The sequence below is a fragment of the Rhizobium sp. EC-SD404 genome, assembly GCF_902498825.1.
Lineage (GTDB): Bacteria > Pseudomonadota > Alphaproteobacteria > Rhizobiales > Rhizobiaceae > Georhizobium.
In genome coordinates this window covers 1,203,871-1,222,272 of sequence record NZ_LR701459.1, presented here as the reverse complement: position 1 = coordinate 1,222,272, position 18,402 = coordinate 1,203,871, and the positions used below count along the sequence as shown (strand labels likewise).

The following is an 18,402-nucleotide window of genomic DNA, read 5'->3' as shown; positions in this document are numbered from 1 at the left end:
ACACAAGGTCGAACGGTGTTGGAGGACTTCAGAGAGGACGAATATCGACCTTGGAGGAGAGACGATCACGGACTTTGGTCTGATGACATCCCCAGCTTTTGCTGCTTGGCAACGCTGACGGCCAAGGTTTGGCAGTTTGGTTCCATCGTTCGCTAAGCTTTGTGTTATAAACTACGGAAATTGCCGCCGACTTCACTTGGGGAATTTCGGTATGACTGTCTCGCCTCGGATAGCATCGGATGTCTGAGCGCATCAGAACCGATATCGAGACGGGCCGCTTCGGTTTGGAAGGCGCGAACACGCGCTCTGTCGCATCCTTGTGGCGCGCCGGTTGGAGAAGGCTTTTTCCCGGGAGCCTGGCCAGCCAGTTCATGCTCGGCGCCACAGCCGTGGTTTTGACGCTCATGATCGTTTTGGGCTACTGGGCGAACAGCAGGCTGGAAAGAGCCATTTTGAGATCCGCCGGCGAATTCGGCGCGGTCTATATTGAGAGCTTTCTGGAACGCTACGTTCAGCAGATGACGCCCCAAGGCACGTTGCCGCTTTACGTCCATCATCAGATCGACAGTCGAATGCATGCCAATGTCGACCAACAGCAGATCGTCGAAGTGAAGATCTGGAACGGTGACGGCATTGTCATTTACAGCGATGACAAAAATAATATCGGCCTGCATTCCGGCAGCGACGACCTCGCCAACGCTTTCGCTGGCCATGTCGTGACCAACTACGAAGAAAGCGAAAACGACGACTCCGCCGAACCCGTCAAGGTCGGCGTTCCACTCGTCGAAATCTACACCCCCTTGCGCGATCGCGAGACCGGCGAAATCGTTGCCGTCGGCGAATTCTATCAGCAGGCAGAATCTCTGAAGGCAGAGATACGCCGTCTGGAGACATGGACCTGGTTGCTGGTCGGGGTAACCGCCATTCCTATGCTCGGCCTGCTGCATCTACTTGTCCGGCGCGGCAGCAAACGGATCGAAGTACAGGATTTGCAACTGCGCATACAGCTTCAGGAGGCCAACGAACTGGCCGCTCAGAACGCCCGCCTGCGCCGGTGTGCGGACAAGGCGCGCGTGGACTCGACCCGCACAAACGAAACCTTGCTTGGACGTATCGGCTCGGACCTCCACGACGGGCCCGTACAACTGCTGAGTTTGCTCATCCTCAAGCTCGGTGCGCGATCGGGCGCATTCGCCGACAGGCACATGACCTCTGAGGAGCGGGCCGACAGTGACCGCGAGATCATCGCACTGGCCGAAGAGATCATGAACGAGATCCGCACTGTCTCAGCCGGCCTCTCGCTGCCCGAGCTTGAACATTTGTCGCTGGCAGAAGTGGTGAGCCTTGCTGTCAATCGCCACGAAAATCTCACTGGCACAAGCGTTATCACCGACATCGGACCGCTCCCCTCTTCGGTATCGCATCCAGTAAAGATATGCGCCTATCGCATCGTGCAGGAAGGCCTGTCGAACGCTGTGAAACATGCTGGCGGCGTTGGCCAGCATGTCGCGGCACACTCGAACGCCGAGGAGATTGAGCTTGTGGTGTCCGATCAAGGACCAGGCATGAATGCTCAGGCATCTGATGCCTTCAAAGGCACCGCCGCATCACAGGGTCTTGGCCTGAAGGGAATGCGCAACCGCATTCGCGCCTTCGCCGGTCGCCTCGATGTTCAGAGCTCGCGGGAGGGCGGCACCCGCATCACCGCGCATATCCCGCAACTTTGAATGGCTGCTGCGCGATCAAAGCCGGACCCGTCCCTGTCTTACGATATTTCTTTGCCATATGAATCGAAGCGACGGCGCCATGAGGCTTGGTCTACGCTGGAAGAGGCGCCGCGTTCTGACGCCAGTGCCCCAACCAGTCGATTGTTCCTGTCCGCCCAGAACGCCTGTCGCGTTAAGGGATCAGGCTACGCATGGCGCTGAAAGACATCCCCAAATGTCTCGAGAATGCTTAAACTGAGGTCAGTTCAAGTAGCTCTGATGGGCGGAAGCCGCGGCAGCTCCCGGGTCGACTACATCGCCCAGTTTTTGTGCTGCGATGACGACTTCAAGACGATTGCGCACGTTCAGCTTCTGCATCAGCACGGTCATGTAGTGCTTGACCGTTTTCTCACTGATGTGAAGTTGCTCGGCGATCTCGCGATTGGTCCGGCCACGCATGAGAAGCCGTACGATCTGTTCTTCGCGGATGCTGAGCTTTATGGCTTGAACCGCAGCCTTACGGAGCGACGCATTGCGTAGAGCAGCAATCACCTTGCCGGCAAAACCCTGGGTGATGAAGGTCTCGCCTGAGCGGACTGCATGGACGGCATTAAGGAGATCGTCTGCGGTGCTGCCCTTGAGCACGTAGCCGCTTGCTCCGGAATCGAGCGCCCTAACCGCTTGATCGATCCCTGTCGCCGCGGTGAAAGCGATGACCTTGGTGTTAGTCTGCCGCCCTGATATCTTGGAAATCGCATCGAAAATATCACCGGGCATACTCAGATCAACGACGAGAATATCCGGAGAATGGGTCTCTGCAATCTTCAAGGCGTCTTCGGTGGTATAGCCCTTCGCAACGATATTCAGTTCACTGCTGCGTGAAAAGACGCTGACGATCCCCTCTAACAGGATAGGATGATCGTCGACGAACGCGATAGAAATCGCCGACATGTTGAACCCCCGCTGTCTCAACTATTCAGCATAATACGCGCGCAGGGATTTGCTGTAAACGGGTTTGTTAATTTGTGATTAACTGGCCTATTCTGGAATTCAACAGTTTGGGTGTTGTACACATCCCCCTGCCACCGGTGGTGGGTGTATAGGCTCCAAGTAAGTCAGCATAATTGACATTTCCGAACGGAAGTTTCCTATTTCGAGACGAACAACAACCCGTTGATGGGCAAGCTTAACTTCGCGCGACCGGCCTTCGCGGAGCGGGCGAAGACCCCTCGTTCGACCCAGCTTGGAACACCAGCCGGGTCGGGTCGGCATCACCTGCCCATCAACGGGCCTCCACTCAGGATTGCGCTCGGCAATTGTTACATTCGAGCTGGACCTGGTAGAGAAATGTCAATTTTCCTTCTCGACGCGGTAAGTCTCGTGACAGTCACCGCAATTCTCAGCCACGGCACCGAACGCCGCCTGGAAGCTCGCAAGATCGGCCGGCGCAGCAGCGAGAGCCGCTTCCGAGTCCTCGCGGAACGCATCTATCTGTGTCTCAAAGCCAGCCTGGTCTTCCCAAATCTTTGGACTTGCTTCCGTGTCCCCGCCGGTCTGCGAGCTTTCCGGGAATAGATCAGGCAGCCGATCAGCTGTGTCGACAAATTGCTGAAAGCCCTCCATCGCCGCTGCCTGATCGTACGGCGCCTCCCCTTTGGCCATTGGCGCAAGGATCTTCATGGTGTCGCCATTGCGCTTCATCAGCGCCTGTCGATCCTCGATTTCATCGGCGGCAGCCGCTCCTGCAAAAACAAGAACGCATGCCACTGCCAGACTAAAATGCTTGTTCATCGATTGTCCTCCCATTGAATTGGTTGGTCGAAGGAAAAAGGTCGTATCTCGACTGTAGACGCCGCATCTAAGCTCGACAATTTGCAACAATGCAGTCAGGCTGTGCGATTATGCATTCCGCCAACTGGGACGATCTTCGGTTCGTACTTGCCGTCGTGGATGGCGGCTCTGCCAAGGCCGCTGCCGCAGCGCTGGACGTCGACCACACGACAGTGCTCCGCCGGGTCAGCGCGCTGGAAAAGCTATATGGCGTAAAGCTCTTCGATCGCGACCAGTCCGGCTACCGCCCGACGCCCACGTGCCACGCGATCGTCGAAATCGCGCGCTCGGTCAGCCACTCAGTGTCGGAGATCGAGCAAGAGATCATAGGGCGGCACCGACGTCTGGAGGGTCGCGTCAAGCTCACCACGACCGACACGATCTATCTGTGTGGTCTGGAAGAAATCCTCGCGGAATTCGGTGCGCTGCACCCCGATATCGTCGTCGAGACGCATGTGACCAACGCCAAGCTGGATATCGGACGCTATGCGGCCGACATCGCCGTGCGCCCTTCGCGCGCGCCACCACAATGGCTAACCGGCCGCCGCGTGTGCGGACTATCCTTTGCGCTCTACGGCGCACGCGACGAGTTCGCGGGCGTCGACGATCCGCTCGCTGAGCAATGCTCCTGGGTAGGACTTGGAGAGGCGCTGACTGGCTCTCCCCCTCATGGCTGGATCAGCGAGAACGTTCTACCCGAGCGCATCGTCCTTCGCGCTGACAGCTTCGCACTTGTTCCCACGATGCTCTTGATGGGGCGACGCCTTAGCATCATGCCATGCTGCATGGGCGATTCCAGCGACGGCCTGATGCGCATAGGCCCGGTGCGGCGTGACATGGACAGCTTTGTCTGGGTGCTGACGGCGCAAGGCCACCAGTCGTCGCTGCGCGTGCGAACGCTGTGCGATTTCCTTGCGCGGGCGCTGAGACGGCGCAAGTCCGCAATGGAGGGTCGGCCTTAGACCTGCGCTTTCGCTGGAGCGAAGGCTTTCAATGCAACGCGTTGGTGATGAGGTAAAACACGGCCTTGATCAGCGCGTAGACGACCCCCGCCGCGACGAAGAGCGAGATCGCGGAAACGATCAGTCCCGCGATCGTCCAAACACCATCCCGCTCGAGAACGCCGAAGGCAAAGATGCTAATGGCGATGGCCGGCAACATGTTGCCGAGCGGGATCGGCAGGACGAGCACAAGCGACAGAACAAGGCAGACAAAGCCGATAAGGTATTCCATCGGCGGCAACGTCAGCGTGCTGAGACGCGGGCGCAGCAGTTTTTCAGCACGTGACAGCCAAGGCGCCAGCCGGCCTACGAGAGTTGCGAAGTCCTGCCGTGCCATGGACCGATTGGCGATGAACTGAGGCAGCCATGGTCGCCGCCCGAACATCATTTGTGCTGCCAGAAAGATCAGCGGAGCGCCAAGGATGGCCGATGTTCCGGGTGGGGTCGGGATCGCGTTCGGAAGCGCAAACACCAGCATGAGCGCGCCGAAAGCACGGTCGCCCATTGCCGCGATGATATCTCCGACAGACACGCGTTCGCGCGTCGGATCGCCCGCAAGTCCCTCAAGGATGCGCGAAAAGCGCGGGCGCCGCTTCTTGCGCCGCTTCAGGAACCGACGACGGGAGCGTCTGTCGCCATCCATCGGGATATCGTCAACCGTTGGATCTTCCACCGGACCGGTCATGCTGCCAGAGCTCCCAACGACCTTCCCGGCCGCCCATTCCGCGCAAAGTGATAGCTGCTTCGGCCCACCCGGAAAAGCCGGATTGAAGCGATCAGAATTCCATGTCGCCGAAATCGCCGCCCATGTCGTCGCCGCCGAAATCGTCCGCAGGGACATCGTCGGCAGGCACCTCCTCGGCTGCGGCAGCTTCGTCACCGGCAAAGGCGCCAGCGATCATGTTGCCCAAAAGCAGGCCACCGGCGACACCCATCGCGGTCTGTGCGGCACCTGCGAGAAAGCCGCCACCGCCCGCGCCGCGCCCACCGAAGGCAGAGCCTTGTGGCGGCACCGCGCCCGTAGCACTGCGGCGCGGAATGCTGGGGACCCGGCCCGAAGGCCGCTGCCCACCAAAGAGCCCGCCGAGAAACCCGCCGCCCTCCGGCTCGCGTTGTTCCTGTTGCTGCTCGAGCGCCTCGATCCTCGCCTGCGCGGCCTGGAGGGCCTGCTCCTGCACCACGATCGTCTGCGCCATGTAATAGGGCGCGCCGGGATGGACCGAGATCTGATCGCGAATGAAAGCCTCGGCCTGACCGTCGCGCGCGACACCTTGGCGCTCGACCTCGGTCAGTCGGGCAAACAGATCCTCGATTGCCTTCTTGTCATTGCCGTCCATGCCCAGGGCCTCCTCGATGCTTTCAGTGTTGAACCACATAGGTGCTGATTTGCGTGACGAAAAGACGACGAGAGGGATATCGTTCCATCTTCAGTCGTCAGGCGATGCCAGTCGGCTTGCCAGCCGGAACCGCCTCGCGGGCGCAGAAGCTCTTAAGAGAAGACAGCGCTGCCGACCCTTCGGCAATGCTGGAAGGGTCAGCTCCGATCAGCGTCACAACCGCCTGTGCCTGCCCCTGCCAATCGACAATTGGGGCGGCCATCGCCACGAGCCCGGGAATGAAGCGGCCGTCCACCGTGGCATAGCCCTTTCGGCGAATGTCTTCGGTCAACGTTGCGATCGCGGCTCCGTTCGGCAGTTGCCCGTCGAAGATCCGCGGGCTGGCCGTCGCCCGGGCCAGTTCGGTTTCGAGGAGGCGCTCGGTCACCTGGCTCGGCAGATAGGCGAGGCAGACATGGCCCGTCGCGGACGTCAGCAGCGGCAAGGTCGTGCCAAGACCGAGCGACGTGACGATGAATGACGCCGCCCGCTCCCAGCGAACGACGGTCGGCCCGGAATTGCCCCAGACGCACAGAAGTGAGGTCAGCCCCGTTTGCGCCGTCAACTCCGGCATGCCTTCGGCAACCGAATTGACGAAATCATGCCGGCCGAGGGCAGCCAAGCCCAGATCGATCGCGCGCGGGCCGAGGTCGTAGGTTCCCGACCGGCCGTTTTGCCGAACGAGACCAGCATGGATGAAGGACGCGAGATAGCGATGCACCTTGCTCGCCGGCATGTGACAGGCGCGGGCGAGTTCCGAAAGCCCCACCGCGCCCTTCATCTCGCCCATGGCCAGCAGGACCCGCAACGCCGCATCGAGCGACTGGATACCGCCCGTCGCCTCGGTCGCTAGGCCCTGTTCGTCGCTCTCAGCCACGGCCTCGCTCCAGCATCTGCCTGAACGGCTCGATAGGCGCCGCGCGAAGACGGCCGCCCTCCTCCGCCATGAACAGCCCGCGCACCTCATGGCCGGTGAAGGCCAGGCGAGTGCCGACATGCCCTTCATAGGTGATCTTCACGGTCCTGCTCGTCCACTCGACGATCGTCAGGGACAGCGTCAGCGTTTCGCCGAAGGTCACGGGCGAGCGGAAGGTCGCGCCGACATCGATGAGGCCCGTACCGACAGTGCCGAGATCGTGCTTAAGCCGCTTCTGCCCGCAGCCGCGACTTTCCAGAAATGCGTGAAACGCAGCGTCGAACCAGCGGAAGAAGTTCGGATAGAAAACGATCTCGGCCGGGTCGCAATGACCGAAGCTGACCGTGACGTCCGTCTTGAAGGTCTCAGTGGTCATTTCCGCTCCGTAAAATTATTTGCATATCATGCAATCCTTGGTTAGCCTCACTGTCAATAACTATGGCTCGTATCGCAGGAGAGGAGGCGGAGCGAGTTGCAGCTTTCCACAGTCGACATCATCGGTGCCGGCCCGGCCGGTCTTTACGCCGGAATCCTGCTCAAGCGAACGATGCCGGATGCCCGCATCGTCGTTCGCGAGCAGAACCCTGCCGACGCCACATTCGGCTTCGGCGTGGTCTTTTCCGATCAGGCGCTCGATTTCCTGAAAGCCGACGATCCGCAGACCCACGACCTCATCACGCCGCATATGGAGCGCTGGCGCAACATGACGTTAGTGCTGAAGGGCGAGCGCATCGTCATTGATGGTATCGGCTTCGCCGCGATCGGCAGGCTCCATCTCCTGCAATTGCTGCAGGAACGCGCGCGCGCCGAGGGTGTGGAACTTCTGTTCGGGCAGCCCGTCTCCGATATCGATACTGTTGAAGCGGACCTTGTTATCGGCGCGGATGGTTTGAATTCGCTGGTCCGCAGATCGGACGAAGATGCATTCGGCACGACGCTCGATCATTTCGACAATCGCTTTGCCTGGTTCGGAACCGATCGACCCTTCGACACCCTGACCCAGACGTTCATCGAAACCGAGCGCGGCGCGTTCAACGCGCACCACTATCGCTATACGCCCGATCGCTCGACCTTCATCGTCGAATGCGACGCGGCAACATTCGCCGCCTACGATTTCGACAGGCTGGATGAGGACGCTTCTGCGGGTATCTGCGAGAAAATCTTTGCGGATACGCTCGCCGGTGCGCGCCTCATCACTAACCGTTCGGTCTGGCGGCGCTTCCCCAAGCTGTGGTGCGAGCGCTGGGTCAGCGACAACCGCGTCATATTGGGCGATGCGGCCCACACGGCGCATTTTTCCATCGGCTCCGGCACCCGGCTCGCCATGGAAGACGCAATCGCGCTTTCCCGCGCCCTTGGCGCGAGCGATACGCTCGATGACGCGCTTGCAGCCTATCAGCAGGAGCGTTTGCCCATCGCGAAGAAGATCGTCACCGCGGCAAACACGTCGGCCGAATGGTACGACCGGTTCGCTGAGAAAATGGCTTTGGACCCGCTGGATTTCGGCTTCGACTACATCACCAGATCCGGCCGCATCGACATGGCGAGGCTGCGTATGCTCGCGCCGAATTTCATGGCCGAATACGAAGCATCGAAACTGAGGAGCACGGCATGAGTGCGACAGCCATCCGCGCGGCCACGGTCTCTCCCATTACCGATCCCGTTGGGGACACATCCGGCGGCCGGGAAATCGGCTTCATCAAGGAAGATCATCCGAACGCATCGGCGATCCTCTTCGACAATCTCGATCGCAATCCCGAGGCCGTCGCCGTTACCGGTCCGGCCGGCACGCTCACCTATGCGGAACTGTGCGCTTCGGCCTGCCGTTGGGGCAATGCCTTCATCGCCGCCGGCCTGCAGCGCGGCGATCGGATTCCGTTCTTCCTCGACGACACCCCCGTGTTCGTGGCTGCATTCTTCGGAGCCGCGCGGGCCGGCTTCGTTCCCGTGCTTCTCAACACGCTGACGACCCCCGACCTTCTCAATTTCTTTCTCGCCGATACCGACGCCCGGATCGCGCTGTGCGAATCCGATCTCGTCGACAAGTTCTCCGACGAAGCACTGGTCGGTATCGCGTTGGATTACATCGTGGTCGCCAATGGCGAAGGCGCGACACCGGACGAGCGCTTCGTCCATGCGAGCGAGTTCGTCAGCGGCCAGAGTGACACCCTTACGGTAGCCGACACCGGCCCGGACGACATGTGCTTCTGGATGTACTCGTCAGGCTCGACGGGACGCCCGAAGGGTATCGTCCACCTCCAGCACGACATGGCGTACACGGTGCAGAGCTTCGCCAGGCACTTCCTGGATGTCGCACCCGGCGACATCTGCTTTTCCGTACCGAAGCTCTTTTTCGCCTATGGCTTCGGCAACGGCATCACGTTTCCATTCGCAGCCGGCGCAACGAGCCTTCTGATGCCGGGCCGGCCTGAGCCCGACAGGATCCTGGCGACCATTGAGGATTTCCGCCCCACGATCTTCTTCGGCCTGCCGACGCTCTACACTGCTCTCTGCCGCGCCGACCAGGTTGATCACCGCGACCTCGGTTCGATCCGACTTTCCGTCTCTGCCGCCGAGACCTTGTCGGAGGACATCTTCAACGCATGGAAGAACCTGACCGGGCTCGACGTCATGGAAGGGCTCGGCTCGACCGAAGTGCTGCACATCTACTTGTCGAACCTGCCCGACGAAAAGCGCATCGGGTCGGCTGGAAAGCGCGTGCCGGGCTACGAAATCCTGCTCAAGGACAAGGACGACCGCGAAGTTGCGCCAGGTGAGGAAGGGGTGATGTGGGTCCGCGGCCAATCGACGGCCCCATGCTACTGGAACCGGCCCGACAAGACCGCCGAGACCATGCGCGGCGACTGGCTCTACACCGGTGACCGCTTCATCGAAAAGGACGGCTTCTATTTCTTCCAGGGTCGGGCCGACGATCTGATCAAGGTGTCCGGCCAATGGGTCTGGCCGCTCGAAGTGGAGCGTTGTCTCGCCGAACATCCCCATATCCATGAATGCGCCGTGCTCGCGCACCAAATGGACGACCGGCGCATGACCTTGAAGGCGTTCGTCCGGCTGCGCGATGGGTTCACGCCCGATGCCGCAACGACGAAGCTTCTGCAGGACCATGTGAAGCAGCGGCTGCTGCCCTATAAATATCCACGCATCGTGACCTATCTGCCGGAACTGCCGAAGACCGGAACCGGTAAGCTAGACCGTCAGGCGCTCGCGAAACTCTAGGTTCCTGGTTTGTCGCGTTTCCGAACGGTGAACCGGTTCCACTTCCCCTGGAAACGCTTTTGAGGAGAAACCCCATGCACCCCAAGCCGCAGGATACGCCCGAGCGCCGCGCCTTCTACGAGAAGATCGACAAGCAGAACATGACGCCGCTCTGGACCGTACTGGGCGCGCTCGTCACGCCCGAGCCAGTCTCGAAGTGCCAGGCCGTGGGCTGGAAATTCTCGGAAATCCGCACGGCCATGATGGAAGCCGGCGGACTGATCACCGCCAAGGAGGCCGAGCGGCGCGTTCTGATCCTCGAAAACCCCGGTTTGCGCGGCGAATCCAAGGTCACGACCTCGCTCTATGCCGGCGTGCAGCTGGTGCTGCCGGGTGAAGTGGCGCCGGCGCATCGCCACACGCAATCGGCCCTCCGCTTCGTGCTAGAAGGCTCCGGCGCCCACACCGCGGTCAACGGCGAGAAGACCGTGATGCATTACGGTGATTTCGTCATCACGCCGCAGATGGCCTGGCACGACCACGGCAACGAGACCGACGAGCCTATGTTCTGGCTGGACGGCCTCGATATCCCGCTCGTATCCTTCCTCGACGCATCCTTCGCCGAAGGTCTTGGCGAGGATACGCAGAAGATCACCCGTCAGACGGGTCAATCCTACAACGAGTTCGGCAACAACCTGATGCCGGTCGACGCGCCTCGCGGCGGCCACGTCTCGCCGATCTTCAACTACCCTTACGAAAAGAGCCGCGCGACGCTCGAAGCCATGAAGAAGGGCGGCGATCCGCACCCCTGCCACGGCTACAAGCTGCGCTATACGAACCCGCTCGACGGCGGCTTCGCCATGCCGACGATCGCGACCTCCATCCAACTTCTGGCGCCGGAGCCGACCACGCCCTATCGCTCGACCGATGCCACGATCTTCGTCTGCGTCGAAGGCCGCGGCAAAAGTCGGATCGGCGACGCGGTCATCGAATGGGGACCGCAGGACATCTTCGTCGCTCCGTCCTGGAAGACGATCGTCCATGAACCCGCGGAGGAAACGGTTCTGTTTTCCTATTCCGACCGCGCGGTGCAGGAAAAGCTTGGCCTTTGGCGCGAAGCCCGCGGCAACGCCTGACGCGGGAAACTCGAACCTGATAAGAGGACGAAGGCTTCAAAGGCCTCGCATTTGCGATCAGGGAGAGGCGGGATGATCGATCTTTATTACGCACCGACCCCCAATGGGTGGAAAGTGACGATCATGCTGGAGGAATGCGGCCTGCCCTATCAGGCCCGCTTTCTCGACATTTTCCACGGCGCACAGCTGACGCCCGGATTTCTGGCCATCAGCCCCAACGCCAAGATGCCCGCGATCGTCGATCATGGCGGAAATGGCGGAGCCATCCCGGTCTTCGAATCCGGCGCCATCCTCTGGTACCTCGCCGAAAAGACCGGTCGCTTCATGTCGAATGATCCGATCGCCCGGAAAGAGACGATGGAATGGCTCTTCTGGCAAACCGGCAATCAGGGCCCGATGGCCGGCCAGCTGGCCCATTTCCGCATGTTCGGGCCGACCGGCGGACAGGATTACGCCCTGAAACGCTATCGCGGCGAATATGAGCGGTCGCTCGCAGTCCTCGAACGACGCCTGCGGCAGGACGAATTTATCGTCGGCAGCTATTCGATCGCCGACATGCTGGCTTTTCCCTGGGCGTTCATCGCCAAGAACCTCGATGTCTCGCTCGAGCCATTCCCCGAAGTGAAGCGCTGGCGCGAAACCATCAAGGCCCGCCCGGCCGTTCAACGGGCCATAGCGCTGATGAAGGACCGCCAGAACAAGGGCGAGCACAACTCGGGCAACAACACCACGCTCTATAACCAGAGCGCGCGGCACCTGCTGGATATCGGGTAGACGCCGTTGTTAGGCAGGTCTGAACGGGTTTAGAATTTCGGTGCCGAGCCCGACGACATCCTTATCATTGCGGGTTACGAGCGTTAGTCGATGGACTTGTGCCGTGGCTGCAAGCATCGCGTCGATGACCGGCACCGAGCGAATGGCGTTCATTCGGCCCCATATATCCATGATCGGGCCATCTATGGAAAGAATGCGCCCATCGAACGCGATGACTAGCTCGGTAAGCCAATGGTCGAGGCGTTCCGCCTGTTCTGCATCTTTCGGGCGAGCAAGTTCGATACCCATGCGGATTTCTCCGAGCACCACCACGCTCAGATAGAGTTCGTCATCTTCACCGCAGCAAACCAGGAAGCTACGTTGCGATCCATTCGATCGCGTTTGCGGAGCTCCGAGATGATGTTGGTGTCGACCAGGTACATCTAGAGATCGATCGCCCGACCCCGATCCCCGCTGCGTGACAGATCGATGTCGTCAAGCGGAGCGGCAGCCAGCAAAGCCTTGCGGCTTTGCAGTGAAGGAACACCGAAGCGCTCGCGCCAGAAATGTCGTGCTTCATCACGCCTGGATGGATCATTGAGAACCTGAGCAACAGAGCGCAGCAGAGCCGCGTCCTCGGCCGGCACCTGAACCTCAACACGAACGACGCCCTTTGCGCGTTGACGGCGACGATGCCTAGCGAGAGATTGTGCTGACCCTGCCATTACGAGCTCCGAACATTTCCGGAAATCTTACCGGAACTCTAGTCTGACTGTAATCGGCCTCAACCACGCTTCACATCGGCAAATCGACTGCCGGTGTCTGCCAGTTCCCGGATCAGGGGGCTCGGCTTCCACATGACGGGATCCTGTTTCTCGAGCTCTTCGATCCGCGCGAGGATGGCGGCTGCGCCCAGCGTGTCGGCGTAGTGCAGAGGGCCGCCGCGCCAGCGCGGGAAGCCGTAGCCGTGGATCATCACCAGGTCGATGTCGGCAGCCTTTTCCGCGATGCCTTCATGCAGGATGTCGGCTGCTTCGTTGATCATGGCGAGCGTCAGCCGTTCCCGGATTTCTGCATCCGACACGTCGCGGCGCGCGACCTTGCCGAAATGGGCTTCTTCCGTGATCAGGTCTTCCAAGAGGGGATCGACGACGGAGCCGCCACCGCCGGGATAGCGGTACCAGCCGACGCCGACCTTCTTGCCGAGCCGGCCTTCCTCGACCATGCGATCGGCGATCGGGATATAGCGCCGCTTCGGGTCACGCGTCGGTGCCCGGCGCTTGCGCTGGGCGTAGGAAATGTCGAGGCCCGAAAGATCCTGCACCTCGTAGGGCCCCATCGCCATGCCGAACTCGACCATGGCCTCGTCGATGAGCCACGGCAGCGAACCGTCCATCATCAGGATGTCCGCTTCCTCGCGATAGCGGAACAGAATGCGGTTGCCGATGAAGCCATCGCACACGCCGGCGAGGACGGGAATCTTGCGCAGTTTGGCACCGACGGCAAAGCCCGTTGCCAGCGCCTCCTGTGACGTCCGGTCGGCGCGAACGATCTCCAGAAGCTTCATGATATGGGCCGGCGAGAAGAAATGCAGGCCGAGCACGCGCTCCGGCCGCGATGTCGACGCCGCAATTTCGTTGACGTCGAGATAGGAGGTGTTGGTGGCCAGGATCGCGTGGGCCGGCATGACGCGGTCGAGAGTGCCGAAGATGTCGCGCTTCACCTCGATGCTCTCGAAAGCGGCTTCGATCACCAGTTCCGCCTCGGGCAGATCGTCGTAGCCTACGAGAAGCCGGATGCGCTCCTGCCGCTCGGCGGCATCGGCCTCGCTCATCAGACCACGCTTCACCGCATCCTTGAACAGCCGGCCGACATTATGGCTGGCCCTCTCCTTGGCATCCGCGTCGGTTTCCACCAGCGCCACGCCATATCCGGCACTGTCGAGCGCATAGGCGATGCTCGCGCCCATCGTCCCGCCACCGATGACGACGACCGTCTTCACATCGACCGGCGGCGCTTCGACCGATGCAGGCTTCTTCGCCCCTCGCTCGGCGAAAAACACATGCCGCAGCGCCTTCGCCTGCGCGCCTTGCCGCAGCGTCAGGAAGGTCTGCCGCTCCTCCAGCATCGCTTGCGCAAACGGCATGGAGCTGGAAAGCGCGACAAGTTCGATCGCGCGCTGCGGCGCGTCCTGTCCGCGCATGCGCTTGGCTGCCCTTTCCTTGGCCGCATCCACCGCTGCCTGATCGTCCGCCACCTGCGGTCGCTGCGACAGAGGCACGATCGCCGACAGGTTCTCCGCTTCGGCAATCTGCCGCGCCCGAGCAAGCGGATCATCAGTGATCTCATCGATCATCCCCAGCTCGAGCGCTTCCCGGGCCTTCAGCGTGCGACCGTTCGCAATACTGTCGAGTGCGGAGGCGAGACCGACCAGACGCGGCAAGCGCTGCGTTCCGCCGGCACCCGGAACGACGCCAAGCGTCACTTCCGGCAGCCCGATCGTGGTCTTCGGGCCGGCTATCCGCTTGTGGCAGGCAAGGGCCAGTTCGCAGCCACCACCGAGCGCCGCACCCGTCAATGCGGCGATCCAGGGCTGAGGGGCATTCTCGATTGCATCCAGGATATCGGGAAGATGCGGCGCGACCGGATCTGCATCGAATTCGCGCGCATCGGCGCCGGCGGCGAAGATCGTATCCGACCCGGTCAGCACCACCGCCTTGAGATCGGAAGCCTCGGCCAGTTCCTCCAGCGCCAGCATCAGGCCCTGGCGCACGGAAAGCCCGATCGCATTTACCGGCGGGTTGTCGAGCCGGACGATAGCGATGGATCCTTCGCGCGCGACGGTGACGGCCATGATGTTCCTCCAAGCCTTGTTGGGAGATGCGTTATAGTGCATCGTGACAGCATTCAACCTGCCACCTGCGTGGATTCCCGACGAATGTCAAAAGAGAATGACGATCCGGCCGCCCGCCTGATCGATGAGACCATCCAAGCTGGCGTGATGACCATCACCTTGAACCGGCCGGAGCGAATGAATGCGCTGACCGAAGCGATGCTCCTCCAATTCCGCGAAGCCCTCGATCGTGCCGCCGCCGATCGGGCCATCCGCGCGGTGCTCATTCGGGCCGCCGGCCGTGCCTTCTGCACGGGCCAAGACCTTTCGGCGCGCGACCCGCGGAAATTCACCGAGCCGTTCGATCTCGAAGCGATCCAGAAACAGCTCTTCCATCCGATCGTGACGCTGATCCGCACGATGGATAAGCCCGTCGTGATCGCTGTTCATGGCGCTGCTGCAGGTGCCGGCGCATCGATCGCCATCGCCGGCGACATCGTGCTCGCTGCCGATGATGCCAAGTTCATTTGGTCGTTCGCTAAAGTCGGTCTATCGGTCGACGCGGGGGCCGGACAAACCCTCGTCCAAGCGCTCGGCGCGGCAACGGCGCGCGCACTGCTGCTAACGGCAGGCAGCCTGTCGGGCAGTGAAGCCGCCGCCGCCGGCCTGATCTGGAAAAGCATGCCGGAAGACGAACTCCAAGCCGAGGCAAGCGCCCTTGCCCGCCGCCTCGCGGAAGGACCGACGCTCGGCTACGGGCTGATCAAGAAAGCCGTCGCTGCAGCCGAGACCATGCCGTTCGATGAGTACCTCGCCGAAGAGGCACGCTTGCAGGGCGTCGCGGGTCGCTCGGAAGATTACCGCGAAGGCGTGCTGTCATTCCTGGAGAAGCGTCCTGCCGCGTTCAGGGGACGCTGACTGTCAGTTGCGCAGGAAGCCGCGCTTCTCGATCAGGTCGAGCACGGCATCCAACGTTTCGGGGAGACCGCGTCCGCTGGTGTCGATCTGCGCTTCGGCACGCGCATAAAGCGCTTCCCGGCTCATCAGGATATTGCGCAATTCATCCATTGCCGCCGGGTTGCCAGCCATGGGGCGCTCGTCGCCCTGTGCGCGCACGCGGCCCATGTGCTCTTCCGGCCGCGCCTTAAGCCAGATCGTGTGATAGTGCCGCAGCAGGTAGTTGAACGTCTCGGGCTCCGAGACGATGCCGCCGGCAACCGCCAGCACGATCGAATCGTATGTCGCTGCAATCCGCTCGACCGACTGCTTCTCGAGCCGCCGGTAGCCTTCCTGACCATAAAGCGCGATGACCTCGTTGACCGGCATGCCGCTCGCCTGCTCGATCTCTTCGTTGAGTTCGAGGAACGGCAGTTTGAGCCGGTCTGCGGCGAGACGCCCGATGGTGGACTTGCCCGCACCGCGCAGACCGATAAAGGCCAGCCGCCGCGAGCGCCGCAGATGCGGATTGTCGGGATCGAGGATTTCCAGCACGCGCATACGCTGTTCGCCGGTTGCCTGGCGATAGAGCGACATCATGGCGACCGCGTCGGAAGTGTACGGATCTTCCTCGCCCACCAGCCATTCGATCTTGTGGTCGAGCGCCTCCGCCACGCGCCGCAACAGGAGGATCGAGATGTTGCCCGTTCCACTCTCCAACTGCGCAAGGTAGCGCTGGGAAACACCGGAAATTTCCGACAACGTCTTGCGGGAAATGCTGCGGCGGTTGCGCGCAGCGCGCACCCGATCGCCCACCATTTCGAGGAAACGTTCGGTGTCATTCGCCTGGCGCTCTTGACCCAGCGTCACTCTGCCGCCAAATGTGACGATCTCATCCATAGCCGAACCATAATGCAGCGGGCCGACGCAGCCAACGCCTATATGCATTATATTTCATATTGCTTGTTGACCAGTATTTTAATTCACCGGTCCACAGCGAGCGCCCATTCAGTCGCCCGCCAGCACAAGCCTTTCGAGCCTGGCGCGAATGTCAGCGGAAGGATATCCCGGCCGAAAATCGTCGGCAGACACGGCGACACAGACAAAATTGCCTTCGAAGCAAACCGTGTCGTTCTGGCGGCCAACGACCGTGAACGTCAGCGACGTCGTTCCCAGCTTGGTAAGCGTCACCGTGCAGAGCAACGGGTGCCTCGGCGTGATCGGCGAACGGAAATCCATGTCGAGATGGACGAAGGGTGTTCCCATTCGGTGATCAACATTGAGCGCGAACCAGTCGATCCCCACCCGCTCGGCCCACCATGCATCGATGGCTGACAATGCGAATTTCGGAATCTGGCCGGTATAGGCGATGCGCGCGGGATCGCAGTCCGCCCACTGCACAATGATGGCGTGAACGAACGGATCCGATTGCATGTCAGCTGCTGCCATCAATAGGTCTCGACGTGATAGCGGCCGCCTTCGCGCATCTGATCGCGCAGGCTCACCCAGTCGTTCCCGATATCCTTGGCGATCTGCTCGAAAGCAGCCTCGACACCGTGCTCCATGGCTTTCAGCCCGCAGACATAGATATGCGTGTGCGGCGCTGAGAGCAGATCGGCGAGATCGGCGCGCTGTTTCAGCATACGATCCTGCACATATTCCTTTTCGACCGCTTCGGCACGCGAGAAGACGAGGTGCTTTTCCAGTATCGTATCGGGCACCTTCTTGAGCGGCCCAAAGTAAGGCAGCGCATCGGATGTGCGTGCGCCGAAGAAGAGTCGCATGCGCTCGCCGCCATCTGCCGTGAGCCGCTGCCGGCGCATGGTGAACGCCCGAAACGGTGCCGAGCCTGTCCCCGTGCAGATCATGACGATCTGCGCCTGTGGATCGTTCGGCATCAGGAACGTCGCACCGAACGGCCCGGTCAACCGAACCTCGTCGCCCTTCTGCAGGTCGCAGACATAGTTGGAGCAAACCCCCTGCTCCTCGCGCTTGACCGTCAGCGAGATGTTGTTGGTGTTCGGCCGTTCGCCATCGCGCGGGCTCGAGATCGAGTAAAGCCGCGGCAAGTAAGCAATGCCGTTGGCGTCCGTGCCGGGCGGCTGGATGCCGACGCTCTGGCCTTCGAGAACCGGGAAGTGCTGATTGCCGAGATCGATGATTATGTGGCGCACGTCGCTGTCGGCGCTTTCGCTCGTCAGCCGGTAATTGCCCTGCACGATGCCGACCGCAGGCTTCTTGAGATTGTAGAGATTGATCGAAGGCTTCGAGGCGGTCGCGGGCGCACGAGCCTTGCCGCCGGCACCCGCGTGAGCTTCGGCGAGCAACCGTTCGACGGAATCCTCGAGCGCCTCGACGTCACCGCCTTCAGCCGGCCCCGTCCCATCGGGCTTGGTGATCTCTTCCTGCTCGGGAAGCTCCATCCAACCCATCTGCTCTTCGAGCGAATAGGGCTCCATGACGACCCGCCACGCATCGATGGAGCCGGTCGGGCAAGGCGAAATACAGGCCATGCAGAAATCGCACTTCGCCGCATCGACGACGACATTGTCCTCGTTGTGCGTGATCGCGTCGATTGGACAGGCTTCTTCGCAGGTATAGCAGCGGATGCAGATTTCCGGGTCGATCAGGTGCTGTTTCAGCGGCGCAGTCATGATGCTGATGCCTCCCACAATTCCGACAGTCGAGAGCGGGCGGTT

The 18,402-nt window shown here is 61.3% G+C and carries 18 protein-coding genes; 7 read left to right on the top strand and 11 right to left on the bottom strand.

The window, feature by feature from the left end; genetic code table 11:
• Window positions 1-239: 239 nt before the first annotated feature.
• Window positions 240-1,727 (top strand): sensor histidine kinase, encoded by a 1,488-nt coding sequence (locus GC125_RS06840; protein ID WP_151984860.1) that lies wholly within the window; start codon window positions 240-242, stop codon window positions 1,725-1,727.
• A 240-nt stretch (window positions 1,728-1,967) separates the two neighbouring features.
• Here GC125_RS06840 and GC125_RS06835 read toward each other — a convergent pair whose 3' ends face one another.
• Window positions 1,968-2,657 (bottom strand): response regulator, encoded by a 690-nt coding sequence (locus GC125_RS06835; protein WP_151984858.1) that lies wholly within the window; start codon window positions 2,655-2,657, stop codon window positions 1,968-1,970.
• A gap of 399 nt (window positions 2,658-3,056) precedes the next feature.
• Entirely contained in the window at window positions 3,057-3,497 is a 441-nt protein-coding gene (locus GC125_RS06830) for a c-type cytochrome (protein ID WP_151984856.1), read from the bottom strand.
• Between the two features lie 110 nt (window positions 3,498-3,607).
• Here GC125_RS06830 and GC125_RS06825 point away from each other — a divergent pair, with 110 nt between their 5' ends.
• The gene (locus GC125_RS06825) at window positions 3,608-4,498 is read left to right on the top strand and encodes a LysR family transcriptional regulator (RefSeq protein WP_199864484.1); all 891 of its coding nucleotides are present in this window, start codon (window positions 3,608-3,610) and stop codon (window positions 4,496-4,498) included.
• A 28-nt stretch (window positions 4,499-4,526) separates the two neighbouring features.
• Here the strand turns inward: GC125_RS06825 and GC125_RS06820 are convergent, their stop codons facing one another.
• The 4 genes from GC125_RS06820 to GC125_RS06805 form a co-directional block, all read right to left on the bottom strand.
• Window positions 4,527-5,222: an exopolysaccharide biosynthesis protein gene (locus GC125_RS06820; protein WP_502706040.1), complete on the bottom strand. Its 696-nt coding sequence runs from the start codon at window positions 5,220-5,222 to the stop codon at window positions 4,527-4,529.
• Window positions 5,223-5,313: 91 nt separating this feature from the next.
• Complete coding sequence (locus GC125_RS06815) at window positions 5,314-5,874, bottom strand: DUF2076 domain-containing protein (RefSeq protein WP_151984852.1); 561 nt, start codon at window positions 5,872-5,874, stop codon at window positions 5,314-5,316.
• A gap of 97 nt (window positions 5,875-5,971) precedes the next feature.
• The gene (locus tag GC125_RS06810; protein WP_286165395.1) at window positions 5,972-6,790 is read right to left on the bottom strand and encodes an IclR family transcriptional regulator; all 819 of its coding nucleotides are present in this window, start codon (window positions 6,788-6,790) and stop codon (window positions 5,972-5,974) included.
• A complete protein-coding gene (locus tag GC125_RS06805) occupies window positions 6,783-7,205 on the bottom strand; it encodes an acyl-CoA thioesterase (protein ID WP_151984849.1) in 423 nt (140 codons plus the stop codon). The genes GC125_RS06810 and GC125_RS06805 overlap by 8 nt, the downstream gene beginning before the upstream one ends.
• Window positions 7,206-7,301: 96 nt before the next feature.
• Between GC125_RS06805 and GC125_RS06800 the strand changes: the two genes are divergently transcribed.
• From GC125_RS06800 to GC125_RS06785, 4 genes are all read left to right on the top strand, one after another.
• Window positions 7,302-8,444 (top strand): FAD-dependent monooxygenase, encoded by a 1,143-nt coding sequence (locus tag GC125_RS06800; protein WP_151984847.1) that lies wholly within the window; start codon window positions 7,302-7,304, stop codon window positions 8,442-8,444.
• The gene (locus GC125_RS06795; RefSeq protein ID WP_151984845.1) at window positions 8,441-10,066 is read left to right on the top strand and encodes a benzoate-CoA ligase family protein; all 1,626 of its coding nucleotides are present in this window, start codon (window positions 8,441-8,443) and stop codon (window positions 10,064-10,066) included. The genes GC125_RS06800 and GC125_RS06795 overlap by 4 nt, the downstream gene beginning before the upstream one ends.
• 74 nt (window positions 10,067-10,140) lie before the next feature.
• The gene (gene gtdA, locus GC125_RS06790) at window positions 10,141-11,181 is read left to right on the top strand and encodes a gentisate 1,2-dioxygenase (protein ID WP_151984843.1); all 1,041 of its coding nucleotides are present in this window, start codon (window positions 10,141-10,143) and stop codon (window positions 11,179-11,181) included.
• 72 nt (window positions 11,182-11,253) lie between these two features.
• Window positions 11,254-11,955, top strand: a complete 702-nt coding sequence (locus GC125_RS06785; protein ID WP_151984841.1) for a glutathione S-transferase family protein — start codon at window positions 11,254-11,256, stop codon at window positions 11,953-11,955.
• A 9-nt stretch (window positions 11,956-11,964) separates the two neighbouring features.
• Here the strand turns inward: GC125_RS06785 and GC125_RS06780 are convergent, their stop codons facing one another.
• Window positions 11,965-12,243 carry a PIN domain-containing protein gene (locus GC125_RS06780; protein ID WP_286165394.1) on the bottom strand — a complete coding sequence of 93 codons (279 nt, stop codon included), beginning with the start codon at window positions 12,241-12,243 and terminating at the stop codon, window positions 11,965-11,967.
• Window positions 12,244-12,718: 475 nt separating this feature from the next.
• Window positions 12,719-14,788: an FAD-dependent oxidoreductase gene (locus GC125_RS06775; RefSeq protein WP_151984839.1), complete on the bottom strand. Its 2,070-nt coding sequence runs from the start codon at window positions 14,786-14,788 to the stop codon at window positions 12,719-12,721.
• Window positions 14,789-14,872: 84 nt separating this feature from the next.
• On the opposite strand from GC125_RS06775, the gene GC125_RS06770 reads away from it, so the two are divergent.
• On the top strand, window positions 14,873-15,685 hold the full coding sequence (locus GC125_RS06770; protein WP_151984837.1) for an enoyl-CoA hydratase-related protein: 813 nt from the start codon (window positions 14,873-14,875) through the stop codon (window positions 15,683-15,685).
• Between the two features lie 3 nt (window positions 15,686-15,688).
• Here GC125_RS06770 and GC125_RS06765 read toward each other — a convergent pair whose 3' ends face one another.
• The 3 genes from GC125_RS06765 to boxA all read right to left on the bottom strand — a co-directional run bounded on the left by GC125_RS06765 (window position 15,689) and on the right by boxA (window position 18,357).
• Window positions 15,689-16,603, bottom strand: coding sequence for a helix-turn-helix transcriptional regulator (locus GC125_RS06765; RefSeq protein WP_151984835.1), 915 nt, complete (start codon window positions 16,601-16,603; stop codon window positions 15,689-15,691).
• Between the two features lie 108 nt (window positions 16,604-16,711).
• A complete protein-coding gene (locus tag GC125_RS06760; RefSeq protein WP_151984833.1) occupies window positions 16,712-17,152 on the bottom strand; it encodes an acyl-CoA thioesterase in 441 nt (146 codons plus the stop codon).
• Window positions 17,152-18,357, bottom strand: coding sequence for a benzoyl-CoA 2,3-epoxidase subunit BoxA (gene boxA, locus GC125_RS06755; protein ID WP_151984831.1), 1,206 nt, complete (start codon window positions 18,355-18,357; stop codon window positions 17,152-17,154). Before boxA ends, GC125_RS06760 begins: the two co-directional genes overlap by 1 nt.
• Window positions 18,358-18,402: the final 45 nt, after the last annotated feature.

What these genes read in the sequence shown, in the direction of transcription:
- GC125_RS06815 (WP_151984852.1), bottom strand. Translation starts at nt 5,874, where the DNA reads ATGGACGGCAATGACAAGAAGGCAATCGAGGATCTGTTTGCCCGACTG.
- GC125_RS06770 (WP_151984837.1), top strand. Translation starts at nt 14,873, where the DNA reads ATGTCAAAAGAGAATGACGATCCGGCCGCCCGCCTGATCGATGAGACC.
- GC125_RS06830 (WP_151984856.1), bottom strand. Translation starts at nt 3,497, where the DNA reads ATGAACAAGCATTTTAGTCTGGCAGTGGCATGCGTTCTTGTTTTTGCA.
- GC125_RS06825 (WP_199864484.1), top strand. Translation starts at nt 3,608, where the DNA reads ATGCATTCCGCCAACTGGGACGATCTTCGGTTCGTACTTGCCGTCGTG.
- gtdA (WP_151984843.1), top strand. Translation starts at nt 10,141, where the DNA reads ATGCACCCCAAGCCGCAGGATACGCCCGAGCGCCGCGCCTTCTACGAG.
- GC125_RS06805 (WP_151984849.1), bottom strand. Translation starts at nt 7,205, where the DNA reads ATGACCACTGAGACCTTCAAGACGGACGTCACGGTCAGCTTCGGTCAT.
- GC125_RS06820 (WP_502706040.1), bottom strand. Translation starts at nt 5,222, where the DNA reads ATGACCGGTCCGGTGGAAGATCCAACGGTTGACGATATCCCGATGGAT.
- GC125_RS06760 (WP_151984833.1), bottom strand. Translation starts at nt 17,152, where the DNA reads ATGGCAGCAGCTGACATGCAATCGGATCCGTTCGTTCACGCCATCATT.
- GC125_RS06765 (WP_151984835.1), bottom strand. Translation starts at nt 16,603, where the DNA reads ATGGATGAGATCGTCACATTTGGCGGCAGAGTGACGCTGGGTCAAGAG.
- GC125_RS06835 (WP_151984858.1), bottom strand. Translation starts at nt 2,657, where the DNA reads ATGTCGGCGATTTCTATCGCGTTCGTCGACGATCATCCTATCCTGTTA.
- GC125_RS06780 (WP_286165394.1), bottom strand. Translation starts at nt 12,243, where the DNA reads ATGGGTATCGAACTTGCTCGCCCGAAAGATGCAGAACAGGCGGAACGC.
- GC125_RS06785 (WP_151984841.1), top strand. Translation starts at nt 11,254, where the DNA reads ATGATCGATCTTTATTACGCACCGACCCCCAATGGGTGGAAAGTGACG.
- GC125_RS06795 (WP_151984845.1), top strand. Translation starts at nt 8,441, where the DNA reads ATGAGTGCGACAGCCATCCGCGCGGCCACGGTCTCTCCCATTACCGAT.
- boxA (WP_151984831.1), bottom strand. Translation starts at nt 18,357, where the DNA reads ATGACTGCGCCGCTGAAACAGCACCTGATCGACCCGGAAATCTGCATC.
- GC125_RS06775 (WP_151984839.1), bottom strand. Translation starts at nt 14,788, where the DNA reads ATGGCCGTCACCGTCGCGCGCGAAGGATCCATCGCTATCGTCCGGCTC.
- GC125_RS06840 (WP_151984860.1), top strand. Translation starts at nt 240, where the DNA reads ATGTCTGAGCGCATCAGAACCGATATCGAGACGGGCCGCTTCGGTTTG.